We start from the raw sequence: 15,122 nt of genomic DNA on the forward strand, positions 1-15,122 counted from the left end.
GCGTAGATTGACCATACCCATGGCGAAATAGAGAGCCATGTATCATATCTGATAATGATGCCGACATCCTTAAGCCAAGCCGGATGATACAAATCACGGACCCAAATGTTACAAGCTGGCGGTTCAAAAACGATTCTGGTCGTCGATGACGAGGATTTCGTGAGAGACACGCTCCGCATCCATCTCGAGCGAGCGGGCTATCGTGTCGTGACGGCACATGACGGGGAGGGCGCAATAGAGGCCTTGAAGGCACACGATATCTCGCTAATCATCACTGACATAAAGATGCCCGGGGTCGATGGATTCGGGGTTCTCAGTTACGTTCAACAGAACTACAGCTTCTTGCCCGTGGTCATGCTCACTGGGTATATAGACGTGGAGGTCGGCGTCGCCGCGATGAAGAGAGGCGCTTATGATTACGTTGCCAAGCCGGTCGGGAAGAAGGAGTTGATATCCACAGTCGCGAGAGCCTTCGAAGAGGTCGAGTCCGCAAGAGAAAGGGAATCGTTCCAACTCTCGGGAGTCTATCTGCTGACCGACGGCGGGAAGTTGATTCACCATAAGGCCGTCGCCTCCCGGTCGGAGTCTGATTCCGACATCTTTGGCTCCATGCTCACCGCGGTCAGGATGTTCATAGAAGATTCGTTCCACAAACCCAATCACGAAGTGAAGTCCTTTGAATATGGTGACTCAAAGATCCTAATGGAGGAGGGTGAGGGGTTCTTCCTCGTGGCCGTCGGAGAAGGCGACGATACGGGATTCGTGAGAAGGGAGATGAGGAGGACCGTCAGGAGAATAGAGAACAGATATGGCGACTCAATCTTGAAATGGTCCGGTTCCGTAGATGAACTCGGTGATATTGAGGGGGAGTTTGGCGACCTGATCGAGGAACGTCGCGACGATGAGTTGCAGTGAATGAGATGATGTAGCATGGCAATGGGCAAGAACATCCCCGTAAGAGAGTCATTACAGGATGCTGTCCACGCCGAGCTCTGGGAATACATCTCTGACGCCGTCATTTGCACTGATGCGGACTTCATCATCACAGGATGGAATAGGGCCGCTGAAGAGATGTACGGCTGGCCTGCAGAAGAAGTGACTGGAAAAGACCTGCGTGAGGTCACAGGCCTGGAGGATTCAAACGACGAGAGGAAGGATGTCCTAGACAGTCTCTATCGGAATAACAACTGGAGGGGGGAAGTCATCCAGAGGACAAAAGATGGCAAGAGGATTCGTGGGTCAGCGTCGGTTGCGTTAGTGAGAGACGTGGAGGGGGAAGCGATCGGGGCCATCGTGGTCAGTCGCGACATAACTGAGAACAAGAGGCTGGAAGAGGCCTTGAAGAAGTCTGAAAAGCGATACAGAGACATGTTGGAGAATGCCCCCGTTGGGATGTACAACACGAACTTGAAGGGCGAGATCCTCCACACAAATCGTGCTATGGCGAGAATGCTCGGATTCGATTCCCCTGAGAATATGATTCATGAGGGCGTTCTCGCGAGGTACAAGGATCCAGAGAGGAGAAGGATTATGCTCGCCATTCTCAAGGAAGAAGGGGAGGTCACCAGTTTCGATGTCGAGGTAGTGTGCCAGAACGGAGAAGAGAAAAACATGCTCCTGAGCGCAGTTCTCAATGGAGATGAGATCTCAGGAACGATGGTTGACATTACAGGGCACAAGGAGGCAGAGAAGAAGATCAACCACCTTAACCTTGTGTTGCGAGCTATCCGTAGGGTCAACCAGCTCATCACAATGGAGAGGAATCGCGACAAGTTGCTGAAAGGAGTTTGCGATAACCTCATTGAGAACCGTGGTTACTTCCACGCTTGGATCGCCCTACTAGATGAAGATGGACAACTCGTTACAGCCCACGAGTCGGGCTTGGGCAAGGACTTCGAGCCCGTGCTCAGAAAACTGAAGCGTGGGGAGTTGACCCCCTGTGGTCGAAGTGCGATGAAGAGATCGGGAACTGAAGTGATAGACAATCCCCTCGAATCCTGTAAAAGCTGCCCTCTTCCAAAGAAATACAAAGGAAGAGGAGCGTTGACCCTACGACTGGAACACAGGGGAGAGGTCTATGGCCTGATGTCTGTCTCTCTCCCAAGTGACCTCGTCAGAGACAAGGAAGAGCAAACACTGTTCGAAGAGGTTGTCGGCGACATCGCCTTCGCATTGCACACCCAAGGAATCGAAGAGGCGCGCAAGCTGCTGGAACAGGAGCTGAGGCATTCAGAGCAAAAGTACAGAGAAATGGTCGATCAAGCCCCCGATGGCATGACGACTATAAACAGGAAAGGAAAGGTCACGGCATGCAACCGTGCGTTCTTGGAATCGACGGGCTTCACCGAGGAGGAGATCGTTGGCCAGCACTTCTCGAAGCTTCCAACCCTGCGAACGCGGGACATGCCGAAGTACCTGAAGGTTTTTGCATCCCTCATGAGCGGAAAGACCCCAAGACCGCTGGAAGTGACTTGGGTCGATCGAAACGGTATCGAACATGAAACTGAGGTTCGAATCAGCCCGATGAGGAAGGACGGCAAGGTTTACGCCTTCCAGTCGATAGCAAGGGACGTCACAGATCGGAAGAGGATGAGCCGGGCATTGCGTGAAAGCGAGGAGAAGTACAAGTTGCTCGTTGATAACGCCAACGAGGGTATCGTGGTCGTCCAGGACGGTCTGCTCAAGTTCTCCAATCCCAGAGCCGCGGAGGTCACGGGGTATACCATGAAGGAATTGGCGTCGAAGCCCTTCACGGAACTCATCCATCCAGAAGACCGAGAGATGGTGCTCGCCCGCCACAAACGGAGAATCAAGAGAAGGGATGTTCCCGACGTCTACACATTCAGAATCGTCGGCAAACGTGGAAACATCATATGGGTCGAGATTAACGCAGTGGTTTTCCGCTGGGAAGGAAAACCAGCGACGCTGAATCTCCTTAGTGACGTTACTGCCCACAAGAGGGCGGAGATGAAAGCCGATCGAGAGGCGCTCAATCTGCAGTATCTTTACAGGAGTGCCCTGGAGCTCACCGCCTTTCCACAGGAAGATGACATCTACGAGCACATCGCGAAACGACTGAGTGAGATAACCGGCAACTCCATCATCCTTGTCTCATCCTATGACGAGAATGCGGGCCTTCATGAGGTGCGCTCCGTCGTCGGACTCGGCAAGCTGAGTCGTGCAATCACGAAGCTGATGGGGAGAGACATCGTCGGGATGCAGTTCAATACCCTCCAAGAACTAGATGAACTACTCGGAAGTGGAAGGGTGGTGAAGCTATCCCAAGGGATCCACGAACTGACGGAAGGTCGAATCTCGAAGAGGCTGTCCAAGATGTTCATGAAGATGGCAAAGATAGGCGACATCTATTCCATCGGCCTTGAAAGGAGAGAGACGGTCTTCGCTCATGTGGTGATAATGACGCGTAAAGGAACCAAGCTGAAGAACAGGGCCCTGATTGAGACTTTCATCAGTCAGGTATCGATGGCCCTCCAGCAGAGGCGTGTGACGGAGGAGCTGAAGCGAAGCAAGGAAATGCTTGTTGAGGCTCAGCGGATCTCTCACGTGGGAAATTGGACCTGGAACATAAAGGCAGACGAGTTGACATGGTCTGACGAGATCTACCGCATCTTCGGCCTGAGTCCTCGGGAGTTTGGTGCGACATACGAGGCGTTCCTGGATCTCGTCCATCCCGAAGACATCGACCTCGTTCAAAGGTCGGTTGACGGGGCTTTGAACAAGAGGAAGCCGTTCAGCATCGATCACCGGATCGTGTTATCCAGTGGGGAAGTGCGTTTCGTCCACGAAGAGGGAGAGGTGATTGCCAAAGCGAAGGGCCAGCCGGTTAGGATGATCGGGACGGTCCACGACATCACAGACAGGAAAGAGGCCGCAGAGCGAATCAAGAGTTCGGAAGAGAGGTTCAGATTGGTTTTCGAGCACGCTCCAGACGGCTACATACTTACGGACTTGGACGGCACGACTGTCGATGTGAATAGGAGCATCGTGGAAATGCTTGGTTTCGAGAAGGATGAATGGCTTGACCAGCGTTTCGGAGAAATGGCCATCCTGCCTGGGGGCGAGGTCCGTCGGTTCGCGGAAGTCCTCGGACCAAAGGTCGAAGGGAAAGAGACCAGTCTAGTGGAATTCACTCTCATCCGAAAAGATGGGAACCATGTTCAGGCAGAGATCCGCTGGGTCCCCATCACGTTGGGTGGCGAAAAGATGATCCTGGGTATTGTCAGGGACATTACTGAAGCCAAGAAAGCGGAGCAGAGGCTAATTAGGTCTGAGAAACTGGCTGGGATAGGCACTCTGGTTTCCGGGATTGCTCATGAGGTTAACAACCCGCTCGCCGGGGTGACGGGCTACGCAGAGGCGATACTCGACGAGGACGATCCGACGCTGATCAAGGACCATGCCCGAAAGATAGTGGACGCAGCCGGAAGAGCATCTGGAATCGTCCGATGGCTTTCGAGATACTCAAGGGATGGAATGGATCTCAATATGATCGACATGGACTTGAACGATGTCATTCAGGAGTCTCTAGAGGCAATCAGGATAACACAGAAACCTCAGAACATCGACATCGTGGCGGATCTAGGGGACCTACCTCCTGTGGAGGGGAGTCACGATGCTCTTCAACAGGTTTTCATCAACCTTCTCCAGAACAGCGTGGATGCCCTTGGGAATGGCGGGCAGATCGTCCTCTCGACGAGAGCCAAAGGAGACCTTGTCGAGGCCGAGATATCCGACTCTGGGATCGGCATTCCTGAGGAGCAGTTATCCCGAATATTCGACCCGTTCTTCACGACGAAGGATGTAGGGAAGGGGACGGGACTGGGACTCTATGTGGTGTCAATGATAGTGAAGAGGCACAGAGGAAGCATAGATGTAGCTAGCACCGAGGGAGAGGGGACAACGATTACTCTAACGTTTCCCGCGAAGAACGAGGAGTCTGAGGACCCGGGCAAGCTCAGAATGACGGTTCAGGAGTGATTTTGTGGCGGAGAGATTCCCAGGTGTTTCTGGACTTCTGCTCAAGGGCCCACCTGGAGTTGGAAAGCTCGAATGGTCCCTCGAACTGATCAAACACTCGCTCAAGGAAGGGAGGAAGGTCGTCATGGTCTGTGTGGACTACCCGCCAGAAGCGATCAAAGAACGAGCACTCAGGTTCGACATCGACCTTGGAGGGCACGAGGGTGAAGACCTCGTGTTCATTGACTGCGTTACCCTATCTCTGAGCAACGTAAGGGAGGGAACTCCGTCCAGAGGCACCCTGTATGTGACGAGCCTGTCTAACGTCGAGGGGATAGGGATGAGCATTTCCAAAGCTGCCAACCAGCTCGGCGGTTCACCGGACCTCTTCGTCTACTCCCTGTCACCCTTGTTCCTGCACAATTCGACCTCCGTGCTCATGAAGTTCTTCCAAATCGTTACGTCGAAGCTGAGAAGTTGGCGGGGGTTCGGCGTCTTTGCGCTTCACGATGATGCACAGGAAGGGGCTGAAGACACCCTTGCCATGTTGGCGGATGGAGTAGTCGAGATGAGGTTCAAACCCAACCTCCAGAGGGAGATGAGAATCCATCACATAAAGGGAGTAACGACGAGCCCGAAGTGGGTCCAGTTCGACATAGGCGGTGAGTTCCTGGAGGTCGTCTTGACTGAGAGAGGTCCTGGGCTAGAGTTTCTGAGCGAGAGCGAAGCCGCTGATGAATTGCTTTGACAGGAGAACGTCCACATGAGTAGGGCAAGAACAGGTATTGAAACGGTTGATGAATGGCTCGGAGGCGGGTTCCCGAGACCATCAACGTCCCTTCTGCTGAGCAACAGCCCTACCGAGAAGAGAGAGCTTGCCGAGAAATTCGTGGTCTCGGGAATGGTCGACGGCGAGGTGTGCGTTTACGTGGACTTCTTCAGGTCCCCGAGCCTTGCGAGGTCCCAGTTCAGGAGCCACGGTGTCACTGAGCAGTCCCGTCTCATCATAGTCGACGCCGTCTCCAATCAGATTATGGTGCCCTCTGAGGAGAAGTACGTCATTCGCGATGCGCTCGATCTGAACCAAATCCAGAGCGTCATCAGAGAGGCCCTCGAGAATGAGAGACCAGGCCGAGTGGTTATCGATTCCCTCGAGTTCCTCCTCGACAGGTTCCCAAAGGAATCGGTTATTGAGTTCTGGCACTTCTTGCGCGGGGCCTCAGAGGACACGGGAACCTCATCTCTGGTATTGTTCATGAACTGGACCCTGGAGGATAGGGAGCTCAACAGGATAAGGCAATCCGCAGACTGCGTCCTGGAGTTCGAGACAAGAACGGCAGGTCACGAACTGCAGAACCTAGTTAAGATACACGAGAAAAGGGAGCTCGGGATCTCGGAAAGCGACTGGGTGCGGTTCGCAATCAGGGAACCGGTGGGCGGTCCCGCACAACCCACGAGAATCCTTGTCATTGGATCCAAGGACTCTGGTAAGAACGATTTCGTGAGCTCGCTGTGCTCACGAACCGTTGTCGACGAGACAGGGCACATCGGGAGAGGGAGAGACAGGAGAAGGCTGGATGTCTCGGACATCGACATCGAGGTGCTCGGTGACCCTGCCGATGAGAGCTTCGCAGTCACGTTCAGGCTGTTCAGTCGAGAGGTGAGTGGCGTGTTCCTTGTTGTGGACAGCACGAACCCTGAGGACATCGAACGAGGGCGGGCGATAGTCGCCTCCAGCCATCGAAATGTCCGCCTTGTCGTAATCGTGACCAAGCGGCAACTGGATGACGCGATGCCAGTGGACGAGATAGAAACCAGAATGGAGCTTCCTGAGAATGTGTCTGTAATCGAGGCCCCTGGAACCGAGGAAATGGATGCGCCAATGGCATTGGAGCGTCTGTTCAGACGACAGGAGGCAAGGATATCGTGAGAACCACGCTGGAGACAACACGCGTTCACCCTCGTACTCGTGTGGCGAGAGGACACCAGTCAACCCACGAACGGTCCGTGGAATCGGGATTGATAATGTGGGATGACCCCTTAAATACGGATATCATAGATGAACGAAACTAGGAGATGAAAGATGGAACCAAACCTCCGCGGGGAAGTCAAGCTCAAGGTCTGCCTGATAGGTGACGGTGGAGTGGGAAAGACCAGTTTGATAAGGAGGTTCGTCTTCAGTGAGTTCGATGAGCGCTATCTCTACACGCTGGGCACGAATGTCTCCAAGAAAGAGGTCACGCTTGTCTGGAAGGGGGAGGAGGTCAAGGCCACTCTGACGGTCTGGGACATAATGGGACAGAAGAGCCTCAGGCACCTGTTCACGGAATCCTATTTCAAGGATGCAGACGGGGGAATCGCTGTTTGCGACTCCACGCGGTCCGATACGCTCGACGACTTGACCGAATGGGTCGACAAGATGTTCTCAGTGAGTGGCGAGGTTCCAATCACGATACTCGCGAACAAGATGGATCTGAGAGACCAGATAAGAATCGAGGAAAGAGCGCTCGAGGAGTTCGCGGCGGCCTACGGGGCTCCGTACCTCTTCACGAGTGCAAAGACCGGAGAGAACGTGGAGAGGGCCTTCGCAAAGACAGCGGAGCTGATGGCAGGTCGCGCCGCCTCCATGAATCCGGAGCGAGACTCGAAAACGCACGATTCGTCGGCCACAGTATAGGATCCCTTGTCTACTGGCCGCAAGAATCTTCATTCTCCCTCAGCATCCAGAAGTCAAATATGTGCCACAGGCTTGTTCTCGGCTGCGACATTATCATAGATGATAACAGTCAGGGGAGATTTATGTTCAGATGATTAGACATCATCTCGAGTCAATGCGAAGGAATGAGAGACACTCGACTTTCTACGTTTCGTTTCCGGCCCTCTATTCTGCAACGCTGGAAGCGATGAGAGAAGCTGGAGTTGAGATTATCTCGGTGAGCTATGATGAGGGTCGCATTCAAGGAATTGTCCCAACTAACTCGATTCTGAGAAGCAGGATCAAAGCCAGGCTGTTTCGGTCATCTGAGGCTGTCCTCCTGGGCTTGGAGACTGCCGACCGCATTATTGGAAAGGACGGAATAGCAACGGAGACATCTGAGGACATTCTGAGGTTCTTGGAAGACAGGTTCGAGCCGCTCAACCGCGTCACGAACAGGTGAAGACCTCACTTCTCAGGCATCACGGAGTAGACCATCCTCTCTTCAAGAAGACCCCTGATTCCAACAGAGACCATCATCCCGATTCCAAGGTCTTCCTCGGGGCCATCCAGTGACTGTGAATGGTGAGCAGCACAAGATTCTTAAGCCCGTAGCTGATATGTGGTTTCGGCTTCTAAGCCAGGGGGCGCAGAGGGAGGAACGATTTCGCTTTGTCTCCCAAGGAGGAGGTAGTATGAGGAACGCAAGGTTTCTTTCAATGGCGGTGTTGACAGCATTTCTCTTGAGTGCGACTACTGTAGCGCTGCCGCGTGATGTGGGTGGACCCCAGGTCGATGGCGACCTGGGACTTCCTGGTATTCAGTCGGGTTTGGGAGGGTCACTCCCGCTGTACAGTTCGAACCCGAACAGCTCTTGGACGCACAAACTCAACCACACCGGGGGTTTCAGCAAGACCACCACCAACGCTTCCCTCAACGGGACCAAGATCACATACAGCGGAATGGGAATAGGCGGCGACTTCGAGCTCACTGTGAAGGGGATCTTCAAGAACGCGAATCTCGAGATTGAGGTCTCTAACCTCGAAGTCGGTGGCAGCCTGACTGTGAATGTGGTGAGCAATCCCTTCTTACAGGACCTGAAGGTTAACGTTGGCGGGAACAAGGTCGGGGGAGACCTTCATGTGCTCGTGGAGGACAACGCCGTCTCCAACCTGGAGGTCAACATCGGCGAGAACAGGGCCTGCTTGGGAATGATGGTCCAGGTCATCAAGAACTCTATCGATTATCAGTTCCTCGCGAACTTCAGGAAAAACGTAGTGAAAGACGACATGATACTCGAGATCAACCAGAACCACCGTCCACCGGGATGGCCGGAACTCTTCCACACCATGACGGTCTTCATAGTCGACAACCACGTCGTCCAGCTGGCCATGCGCATCTACATCCAGCAGAACGACATGGCGAAAGAAGGCTTCCCGAAGATGTACATAGAGATCAGGGTCAATGGCGCAGGAACTGACATGTGGACCCGCATTCTGGCCAATCGCGCTTATCCCACAGGGGAGATCGAGGTTCAGATGCACGACAACGCCTGCGACGTTCGCCAGGACATATTCATCTTCGCCAACAAGGCGCTGGAAGTCAAGGTGAACATCGTCCGTAACTACGGTTGCGGGTCCTCATATGTCGCCGTTCAGGATGATGCCGTGGGACCCATTGTGAAGGAACCCACGAAGTGCATGCAACAGACCGGCGGAGACGGAGACGGCGATGGTCTGACCGACCTGTACGAGCTGATGGTCGGCACCTACATGACGAATCCCGACACGGATGGCGATGGGATTTGGGACGGCTGGCACGATAAGAACAAGAACAAGGTCTGGGACGGAGACGAGAGACACGGAGAGATAGGTGACCCGGACCACCCCGCTCAGAAGTTCTCTGGGAGCGTGGACAGGCTCGTGCGCCCGCCAGAACACGAACCGAACCCGATATGTTGCGACATCTACGTGGAGATAGACCAGACCAAGGGTCAGAAGAAGTTCCCCAAGCAGTCGGTTGACCTCCTCCAGAAGAAGTTCAAGAAGCACCGCATCAAGATTCACATAGACAACGGCTGGCCTGGCAAGGGAGGCGGCGGTCAGACACTGCCGGCGAAACTGGACACGCACAAGGGGACGAAGTTCTTGCACTTCAGGCAGCTGCTCGGAGCGAAGAACGACTTCTACGACTTCAAGGAGAAGGCGAAGTACTTCGACCCGATGCGCGAGGACATCTTCCACTACGCGATCATTGGTCCGTACATCTCGTACGAGGCGGGCGGGTCAATGGTCTACAACAAGAATGTCACTGGCATCGCGGAGAAGGGTGGCGACGACTTCGCGCTTGCTGGTAAGGCAATCGACAGCTTCATCAAGAAGAAGTACGTGAAGAAGGACTGGAAGAGCGTCAAGCCCAAGATGCTGGCAAGGTCGTTGATGCACGAGCTCGGGCACAACATGGACCTTCTGGACACATACGCGAAGGCGGACGAACCGCTCACAGTGATGTACGGCTACATCAGCACGGTCAAGCCGCTGGATTACAAGCAGTCAGCGGAATGGGCGGCACTGAGACCTGACAAGGTCATAGAAACGAGCGACTAGGATCTCACTTCACGCTTACGGAGTAGATCATCCTGTCCTCAGGCAGGTCCTTGATCCCGACCACGACATTCATGCCGATTTTGATGTCCTCTTCACTTCCATCAAGCCAGCCGATGAGCCTGCCGCCACCTTCGACGTCCACGAGGCATATCGTGTAGGGAGCATCGTCCTCGAACCCGGCGGGCGCCACATGAATCGTCGTGAACGTGACGAGCGTGCCCTTGTTCTCGCAGTCCACGAACTCCATCTCCTCGTCCAAGCACACGGGACAGTCCATCCTCGGCGGGAGATAGATCTCATTGCACTTCTTGCACCGCGTCCCGGATATCTTCCCTTCCTTCAGCCTCTCCTCGATCCCATCGACCTTCGAGAAAGGTACGAATTCGATCTTGCCTAGTTTGCCCAAACAATCACCTCCTGAATATGTTGACGAAGCAGTACTGTCCGATACCACCGACGTTGTGCATCAGCGCGACCTCGGCCCCGTCGACCTGTCGCTCGCCCGCCTCGCCTCTCAGTTGTTTCACGGCCTCGACCGCCATGGAGACGCCCGTTGCGCCGACAGGATGACCCTTGCTCTTCAGACCGCCATCGACGTTCACGGGGATCCTCCCGCCAATATACGTCTCACCCTCTTCGATCATCTTGCCGCCTCCACCCTTTTCGCTGAACCCAAGGTCCTCGTAGGCAAGGATCTCAGCGATCGTGAAGCAGTCATGCACATCGGCCACGTCAACGTTCTCGGGCCCGATGCCTGCCATCTTGTATGCGTTTCGCGCCGCCTCGACGGCGCTGGGAATCTCACTGAGATTCTCTCTCCTGAGAACGGACATAGGTGCAGTTGCAGAGCCTAGTCCCGCGATCCACACAGGCGTGTCAGCCTTCTTTGCGTTCTCCTCGTTCGTGACTATCATGCACGCGGCGCCATCCGCGTTGGCGCAGCAGTCGTAGAGGGAGAGCGGAGTGGCGACCATCCTCGAGCCGAGAGCCTTCTCGGCGGTTATCTCCTTCTGGAACATCGCATTCGGATTCTTCGTGCCGTAGTGATGGTTCTTCACGGCGACCGCAGCCATCTGCTCTCTCGTGGTGCCGTACTCGTACATGTGCCTGTGAGCGAACATGGCATAGTATCCGGGGAATGTCGTCCCGAATCCGGATTCCCACTGAACATCCCCGACCCTGCCCATGAGCGCGAGGATCTCAGGCGTGGACAGCTCCAGCATCTTCTGCACGCCGAGCACGGCGACGGTGTCATAGATACCCGCCCGAATGTAGGCGTCGGCGGTAGCGAGAGCAGCGCTGCTCGACGCGCAGGCGGCCTCTACCAGGAACGTCGGCTTGGGGTTCATGCCGAGGTACTCAGCGACGACACCTGACAGCGATCGCTGCCTGTGATACTCAGGAGAGGAACCGACGATGAGCGCGTCGAGGTCCTTCTGATGCAGCCCGCAGTCCTTGAGGGCCTCCCTGAAAGGCTCGAACGCGAGCTCCTGTACCGTGACTTCCCTTTTCCCGAACTTGCCATGACCTATCCCAACAACGCCTGTCCGCATGTGGTCACCTCATATGTACTGACCGCCGTCTACCTTAATGACCTCTCCGGTCGTGTGCCTGGACTTCTCGCTGCAAAGGAAGACGACGCAGTTCGCCACGTCCTCGGGCTTGCCGATCCGGCCGAAGACGGTCTCGTCCCTCGCTATCTGCAGGAACTTCTCCGGGATCTGCGACATCATCTCCGTCTCGATCATGCCCGGCGCGACTGCGTTAACGTTCACGCTGGACCGCCCGAGCTCCTTCGCCAGAGCTTTGGTGAGCGCGATTATGCCTCCCTTCGAGGCGGAGTAGTTCGTCTGGCCGAACTTGCCCCTCAGGCCGTTGATGCTGGTGATGTTGACTATCTTGCCGGAGCCCTGTTCCTTGAATATCGGCGTGGCGGCTCGTATGTAGTTGAAGTAGCCCTTGAGGTTCACCTCGATGACGCGGTCCCACTGTTCCTCTGTCATCTTCCAGATCACGCCGTCCCAGTTTATGCCAGCGTTGCACACGAGTATGTCGAGCCCGCCGAACTCCTTGACGACCTTTTCGATCATGTTCTGCGCGTCCTCGAAGCTCGCGACATCCGCCTGAACGACGAGGCCCTTCCTCCCCATCTTCTCGATCTCGGCGACGACAGCCTTCGCCTCTTCGTCGTGCTTCCTGTAGTTTATCGCGACGTTCGCGCCTTGCTCGGCGAGCTTGAGCGCAATGGCGGTCCCGATTCCCAGGCTCCCTCCGGTCACAATTGCATTCTTCCCTTCCAGTTCCATTGTATCCCCCTCAAAGAAAGTTTAATAGGCGGAGCGCGTTAATGCGGCGACTCTATTTAATCCTTAGCGAGGGGAGGTTAATGGCCAGAACGGAGAAGGTTTTGAGTGCGAAAGAGGCGGTCGAGCGCTTCGTGAAGGACGGATGCTTCGTTGCCATCGGCGGGATGCACATGCACAACAACACGATGGCGCTCATTCGCGAGGTCATCCGGCAGAACGTCGGAGTCGGAAGGCTGATCACGAGCCCCTCTGGCTCCGTGAACGCGGACATGCTCATCGGCGCGGGTCTTGTGGACGAGCTCTACTGCGCATATGTCGGTATGGAGCACCTCGGACTCGCTCCCAACTTCAGGAAGTTCGCGGAGAGCGGAAAGCTGAAGGTCCGCGAGTGCGATGAGGCGTTCGTCACGTACACGCTCCGAGCGGGGGCCAGCTCCATGCCCTTCATTCCGCTGCCGAAAGGTCTGGAGGCGACGTCCGTGCCGTCCATGAACGAGGATGACTACAGGTGGACGTCGGACCCCTTTGGCGGGGAGAAGGTCGCGTGCCTTCCTGCGCTGCAACCAGATGTCGCCCTGGTTCACTGCCAGAAGGCGGACCAGTACGGGAACGCGATATTCGAGGGCAGCAAGTTCAACGACTTCCTCATGATCAAGGCGAGCGACAAGGTCATACTCCAGGTAGAGGAGGTCGTGCCGCACGAGTATATGCTCGAGAATGCCATGCGCGTCGATGTTCCCGCGTTTGTCGTGGATGCCGTTGTCAATACGCCGTTCGGCTGTCATCCCACAGCGTCGCACAAGTACTACCGGTACGACGAGGATCACATCAAGGAATACCTGGGAGCGTGCAAGGAGGATTTCGACGCATACCTGGACAGATACGTTCGCGGGCCGAAGGACAACGAAGAATACCTGGAGATGATCGGCGGGCGCGAGAAGGCCAAGGAGCTGATGGAGGGGGGCGTCCCATGGTAGAGGTGAAGACAGCGGAGCTGATGGCTTCGGTCCTCTCGAAGCACCTTTGCGACGGTGAGGTCGCGATCATGGGTGCTTTTAGCGGGATTCCGATGCTGGCTTCCCGCCTGGCACAGATGACGCACGCACCGAATCTCTCCTACATAACGGGAGGGAGCGGGGCGGTGAACCCGCTACTTGAGCCACTTCCAGCGTCCTCTTGCGACGATCGGCTGCTGAAGGCCGAGTGTGTTCTGCCGCTCTCTGATGTCATAGACTTCGAGGCGAGAACGGAGATTGATATATTCTTTGCCGGCGGCCTTCAGATCGATGAGCGGGGGAACTGCAATCTAATCGGCATCGGTAGGCCAGGGGAGATCAAGTTCCGCGGTCCCGGTTCTGTCGGACTGCCCTTCCTTTCGCGGTCGAGGAGGTTCGCGGTCTACGCGATGAACCACACTGCGCGGACGTTCGTGGAGAAGGTGGATTTCGTTAGCGGGCCCGGGTTCGTCGACGGCAAGGACTTCCCTGGCGGTGGGCCGTCGCTCGTGGTCACACCTCTGTGTGTGATGGACTTCGATGAGGAGAGAATGCGGCTGAAGTCCGTTCATCCGGGCGTTTCGGTGGACGATGTCGTGCAGAATACGGGTTTTGAGCTGAGAATCCCCGATGACGTGCCTCAGACGGGACTTCCAACTGAAGAGGAACTGGAGCTCATGCGGGAAATCGACCCGCTTGGTGTTGCGAGAAACTCGCTGTAGGTGGCGATTGTCACATCGATCATCCAGAACATCGAAGTTGGACTTCTGGGAAGCTGGGTCTCGTTGTGGCCGGGATTCTATTTCGGTGAAGAATATTCAGACCAAGGGTCCCTACGAGTCCTGCGACGTAAGTTCGTCAAAACAATTAGAGTGCCTATGATAACAAGCGTCGGCCCTACCATGGACAGGACGAAATGAGGGGGATATCCCATCCTCCAAGGTGGCAGGAATATGATAAGACCAATCCCAACAAAGGTCAGGGCGAAACCTGTTGTCATCGCTCTGATGTCGGGTCTGACTTCCTTACCGGGCGCTCCAATCGATTGTCTCAGGCCGTATGTGATGAGGACGATGCCCGCAATCATCAAGACCAGACTTCCCGGTGCCCCAAGAACAAGATGGCCGACGAAGCGGAAGACATCGGTGAGATCCTTAAAGTACCAGACAGCCAGAAAGAGCATCCAGAAGAGCCCCGAGAGAAGAATCAAGGAACCCAGCGTGATGAGCAGCTCTCTGAAGCCGAACTCCCGCGGGACGCGCCCTTTGTCGGAAGAAGTCACCAGAGCAAGAGTTACCGTGGCGATGACAATGAAGGCGAAACCAGTCAAACGCACCGAAGCTCTGTATTCACTGCCGGAGTGTGCTCCTATCCCAAAGATCGTGATGACTATGACGAGATAGATTCCCACCGCCAAGAGGATCAAAGACAAAGTGATGGAAACCTCTCTGACTCTCTCCATCCTCAAGCCTATCCCTCGATTCACAGAACAGTCTGGGGGTATATTGCTCTTTCGAGGGGAAATCACGAATAGGGTGCTGAG

The 15,122-nt window shown here is 55.2% G+C and carries 13 protein-coding genes; 9 read left to right on the plus strand and 4 right to left on the minus strand.

Going from position 1 to position 15,122, the window contains the following annotated elements:
- The first annotated feature begins 105 nt into the window (after positions 1 to 105).
- From LN415_02150 to LN415_02180, 7 genes are all read left to right on the plus strand, one after another.
- Complete coding sequence (locus LN415_02150) at positions 106 to 915, plus strand: response regulator (protein ID MCJ2555895.1); 810 nt, start codon at positions 106 to 108, stop codon at positions 913 to 915.
- Positions 916 to 930: 15 nt separating this feature from the next.
- The gene (locus LN415_02155; protein MCJ2555896.1) at positions 931 to 4,998 is read left to right on the plus strand and encodes a PAS domain S-box protein; all 4,068 of its coding nucleotides are present in this window, start codon (positions 931 to 933) and stop codon (positions 4,996 to 4,998) included.
- 4 nt (positions 4,999 to 5,002) lie between these two features.
- Complete coding sequence (locus LN415_02160; GenBank protein MCJ2555897.1) at positions 5,003 to 5,725, plus strand: hypothetical protein; 723 nt, start codon at positions 5,003 to 5,005, stop codon at positions 5,723 to 5,725.
- 15 nt (positions 5,726 to 5,740) lie between these two features.
- Positions 5,741 to 6,907, plus strand: coding sequence for a hypothetical protein (locus LN415_02165; GenBank protein ID MCJ2555898.1), 1,167 nt, complete (start codon positions 5,741 to 5,743; stop codon positions 6,905 to 6,907).
- A gap of 153 nt (positions 6,908 to 7,060) precedes the next feature.
- Positions 7,061 to 7,654 carry a GTP-binding protein gene (locus tag LN415_02170; GenBank protein ID MCJ2555899.1) on the plus strand — a complete coding sequence of 198 codons (594 nt, stop codon included), beginning with the start codon at positions 7,061 to 7,063 and terminating at the stop codon, positions 7,652 to 7,654.
- Between the two features lie 226 nt (positions 7,655 to 7,880).
- Entirely contained in the window at positions 7,881 to 8,135 is a 255-nt protein-coding gene (locus LN415_02175; protein MCJ2555900.1) for a hypothetical protein, read from the plus strand.
- Between the two features lie 232 nt (positions 8,136 to 8,367).
- Positions 8,368 to 10,278: a hypothetical protein gene (locus LN415_02180; protein MCJ2555901.1), complete on the plus strand. Its 1,911-nt coding sequence runs from the start codon at positions 8,368 to 8,370 to the stop codon at positions 10,276 to 10,278.
- A 4-nt stretch (positions 10,279 to 10,282) separates the two neighbouring features.
- Here LN415_02180 and LN415_02185 read toward each other — a convergent pair whose 3' ends face one another.
- Genes LN415_02185 through LN415_02195 form a run of 3 tightly spaced genes read right to left on the minus strand, consistent with a single transcriptional unit; the run spans position 10,283 to position 12,584 of the window.
- The gene (locus LN415_02185) at positions 10,283 to 10,684 is read right to left on the minus strand and encodes a Zn-ribbon domain-containing OB-fold protein (GenBank protein ID MCJ2555902.1); all 402 of its coding nucleotides are present in this window, start codon (positions 10,682 to 10,684) and stop codon (positions 10,283 to 10,285) included.
- 4 nt (positions 10,685 to 10,688) lie between these two features.
- A complete protein-coding gene (locus LN415_02190; GenBank protein MCJ2555903.1) occupies positions 10,689 to 11,831 on the minus strand; it encodes a thiolase domain-containing protein in 1,143 nt (380 codons plus the stop codon).
- A gap of 9 nt (positions 11,832 to 11,840) precedes the next feature.
- On the minus strand, positions 11,841 to 12,584 hold the full coding sequence (locus tag LN415_02195) for an SDR family oxidoreductase (protein MCJ2555904.1): 744 nt from the start codon (positions 12,582 to 12,584) through the stop codon (positions 11,841 to 11,843).
- Positions 12,585 to 12,664: 80 nt separating this feature from the next.
- On the opposite strand from LN415_02195, the gene LN415_02200 reads away from it, so the two are divergent.
- Complete coding sequence (locus LN415_02200) at positions 12,665 to 13,561, plus strand: CoA transferase subunit A (GenBank protein MCJ2555905.1); 897 nt, start codon at positions 12,665 to 12,667, stop codon at positions 13,559 to 13,561.
- On the plus strand, positions 13,555 to 14,301 hold the full coding sequence (locus LN415_02205) for a CoA synthetase (protein ID MCJ2555906.1): 747 nt from the start codon (positions 13,555 to 13,557) through the stop codon (positions 14,299 to 14,301). The genes LN415_02200 and LN415_02205 overlap by 7 nt, the downstream gene beginning before the upstream one ends.
- 77 nt (positions 14,302 to 14,378) lie before the next feature.
- Here LN415_02205 and LN415_02210 read toward each other — a convergent pair whose 3' ends face one another.
- Entirely contained in the window at positions 14,379 to 15,047 is a 669-nt protein-coding gene (locus tag LN415_02210) for a hypothetical protein (protein MCJ2555907.1), read from the minus strand.
- Positions 15,048 to 15,122: the final 75 nt, after the last annotated feature.

Source organism: Candidatus Thermoplasmatota archaeon (assembly GCA_022848865.1).
Lineage (GTDB): Archaea > Thermoplasmatota > Thermoplasmata > RBG-16-68-12 > JAGMCJ01 > JAGMCJ01.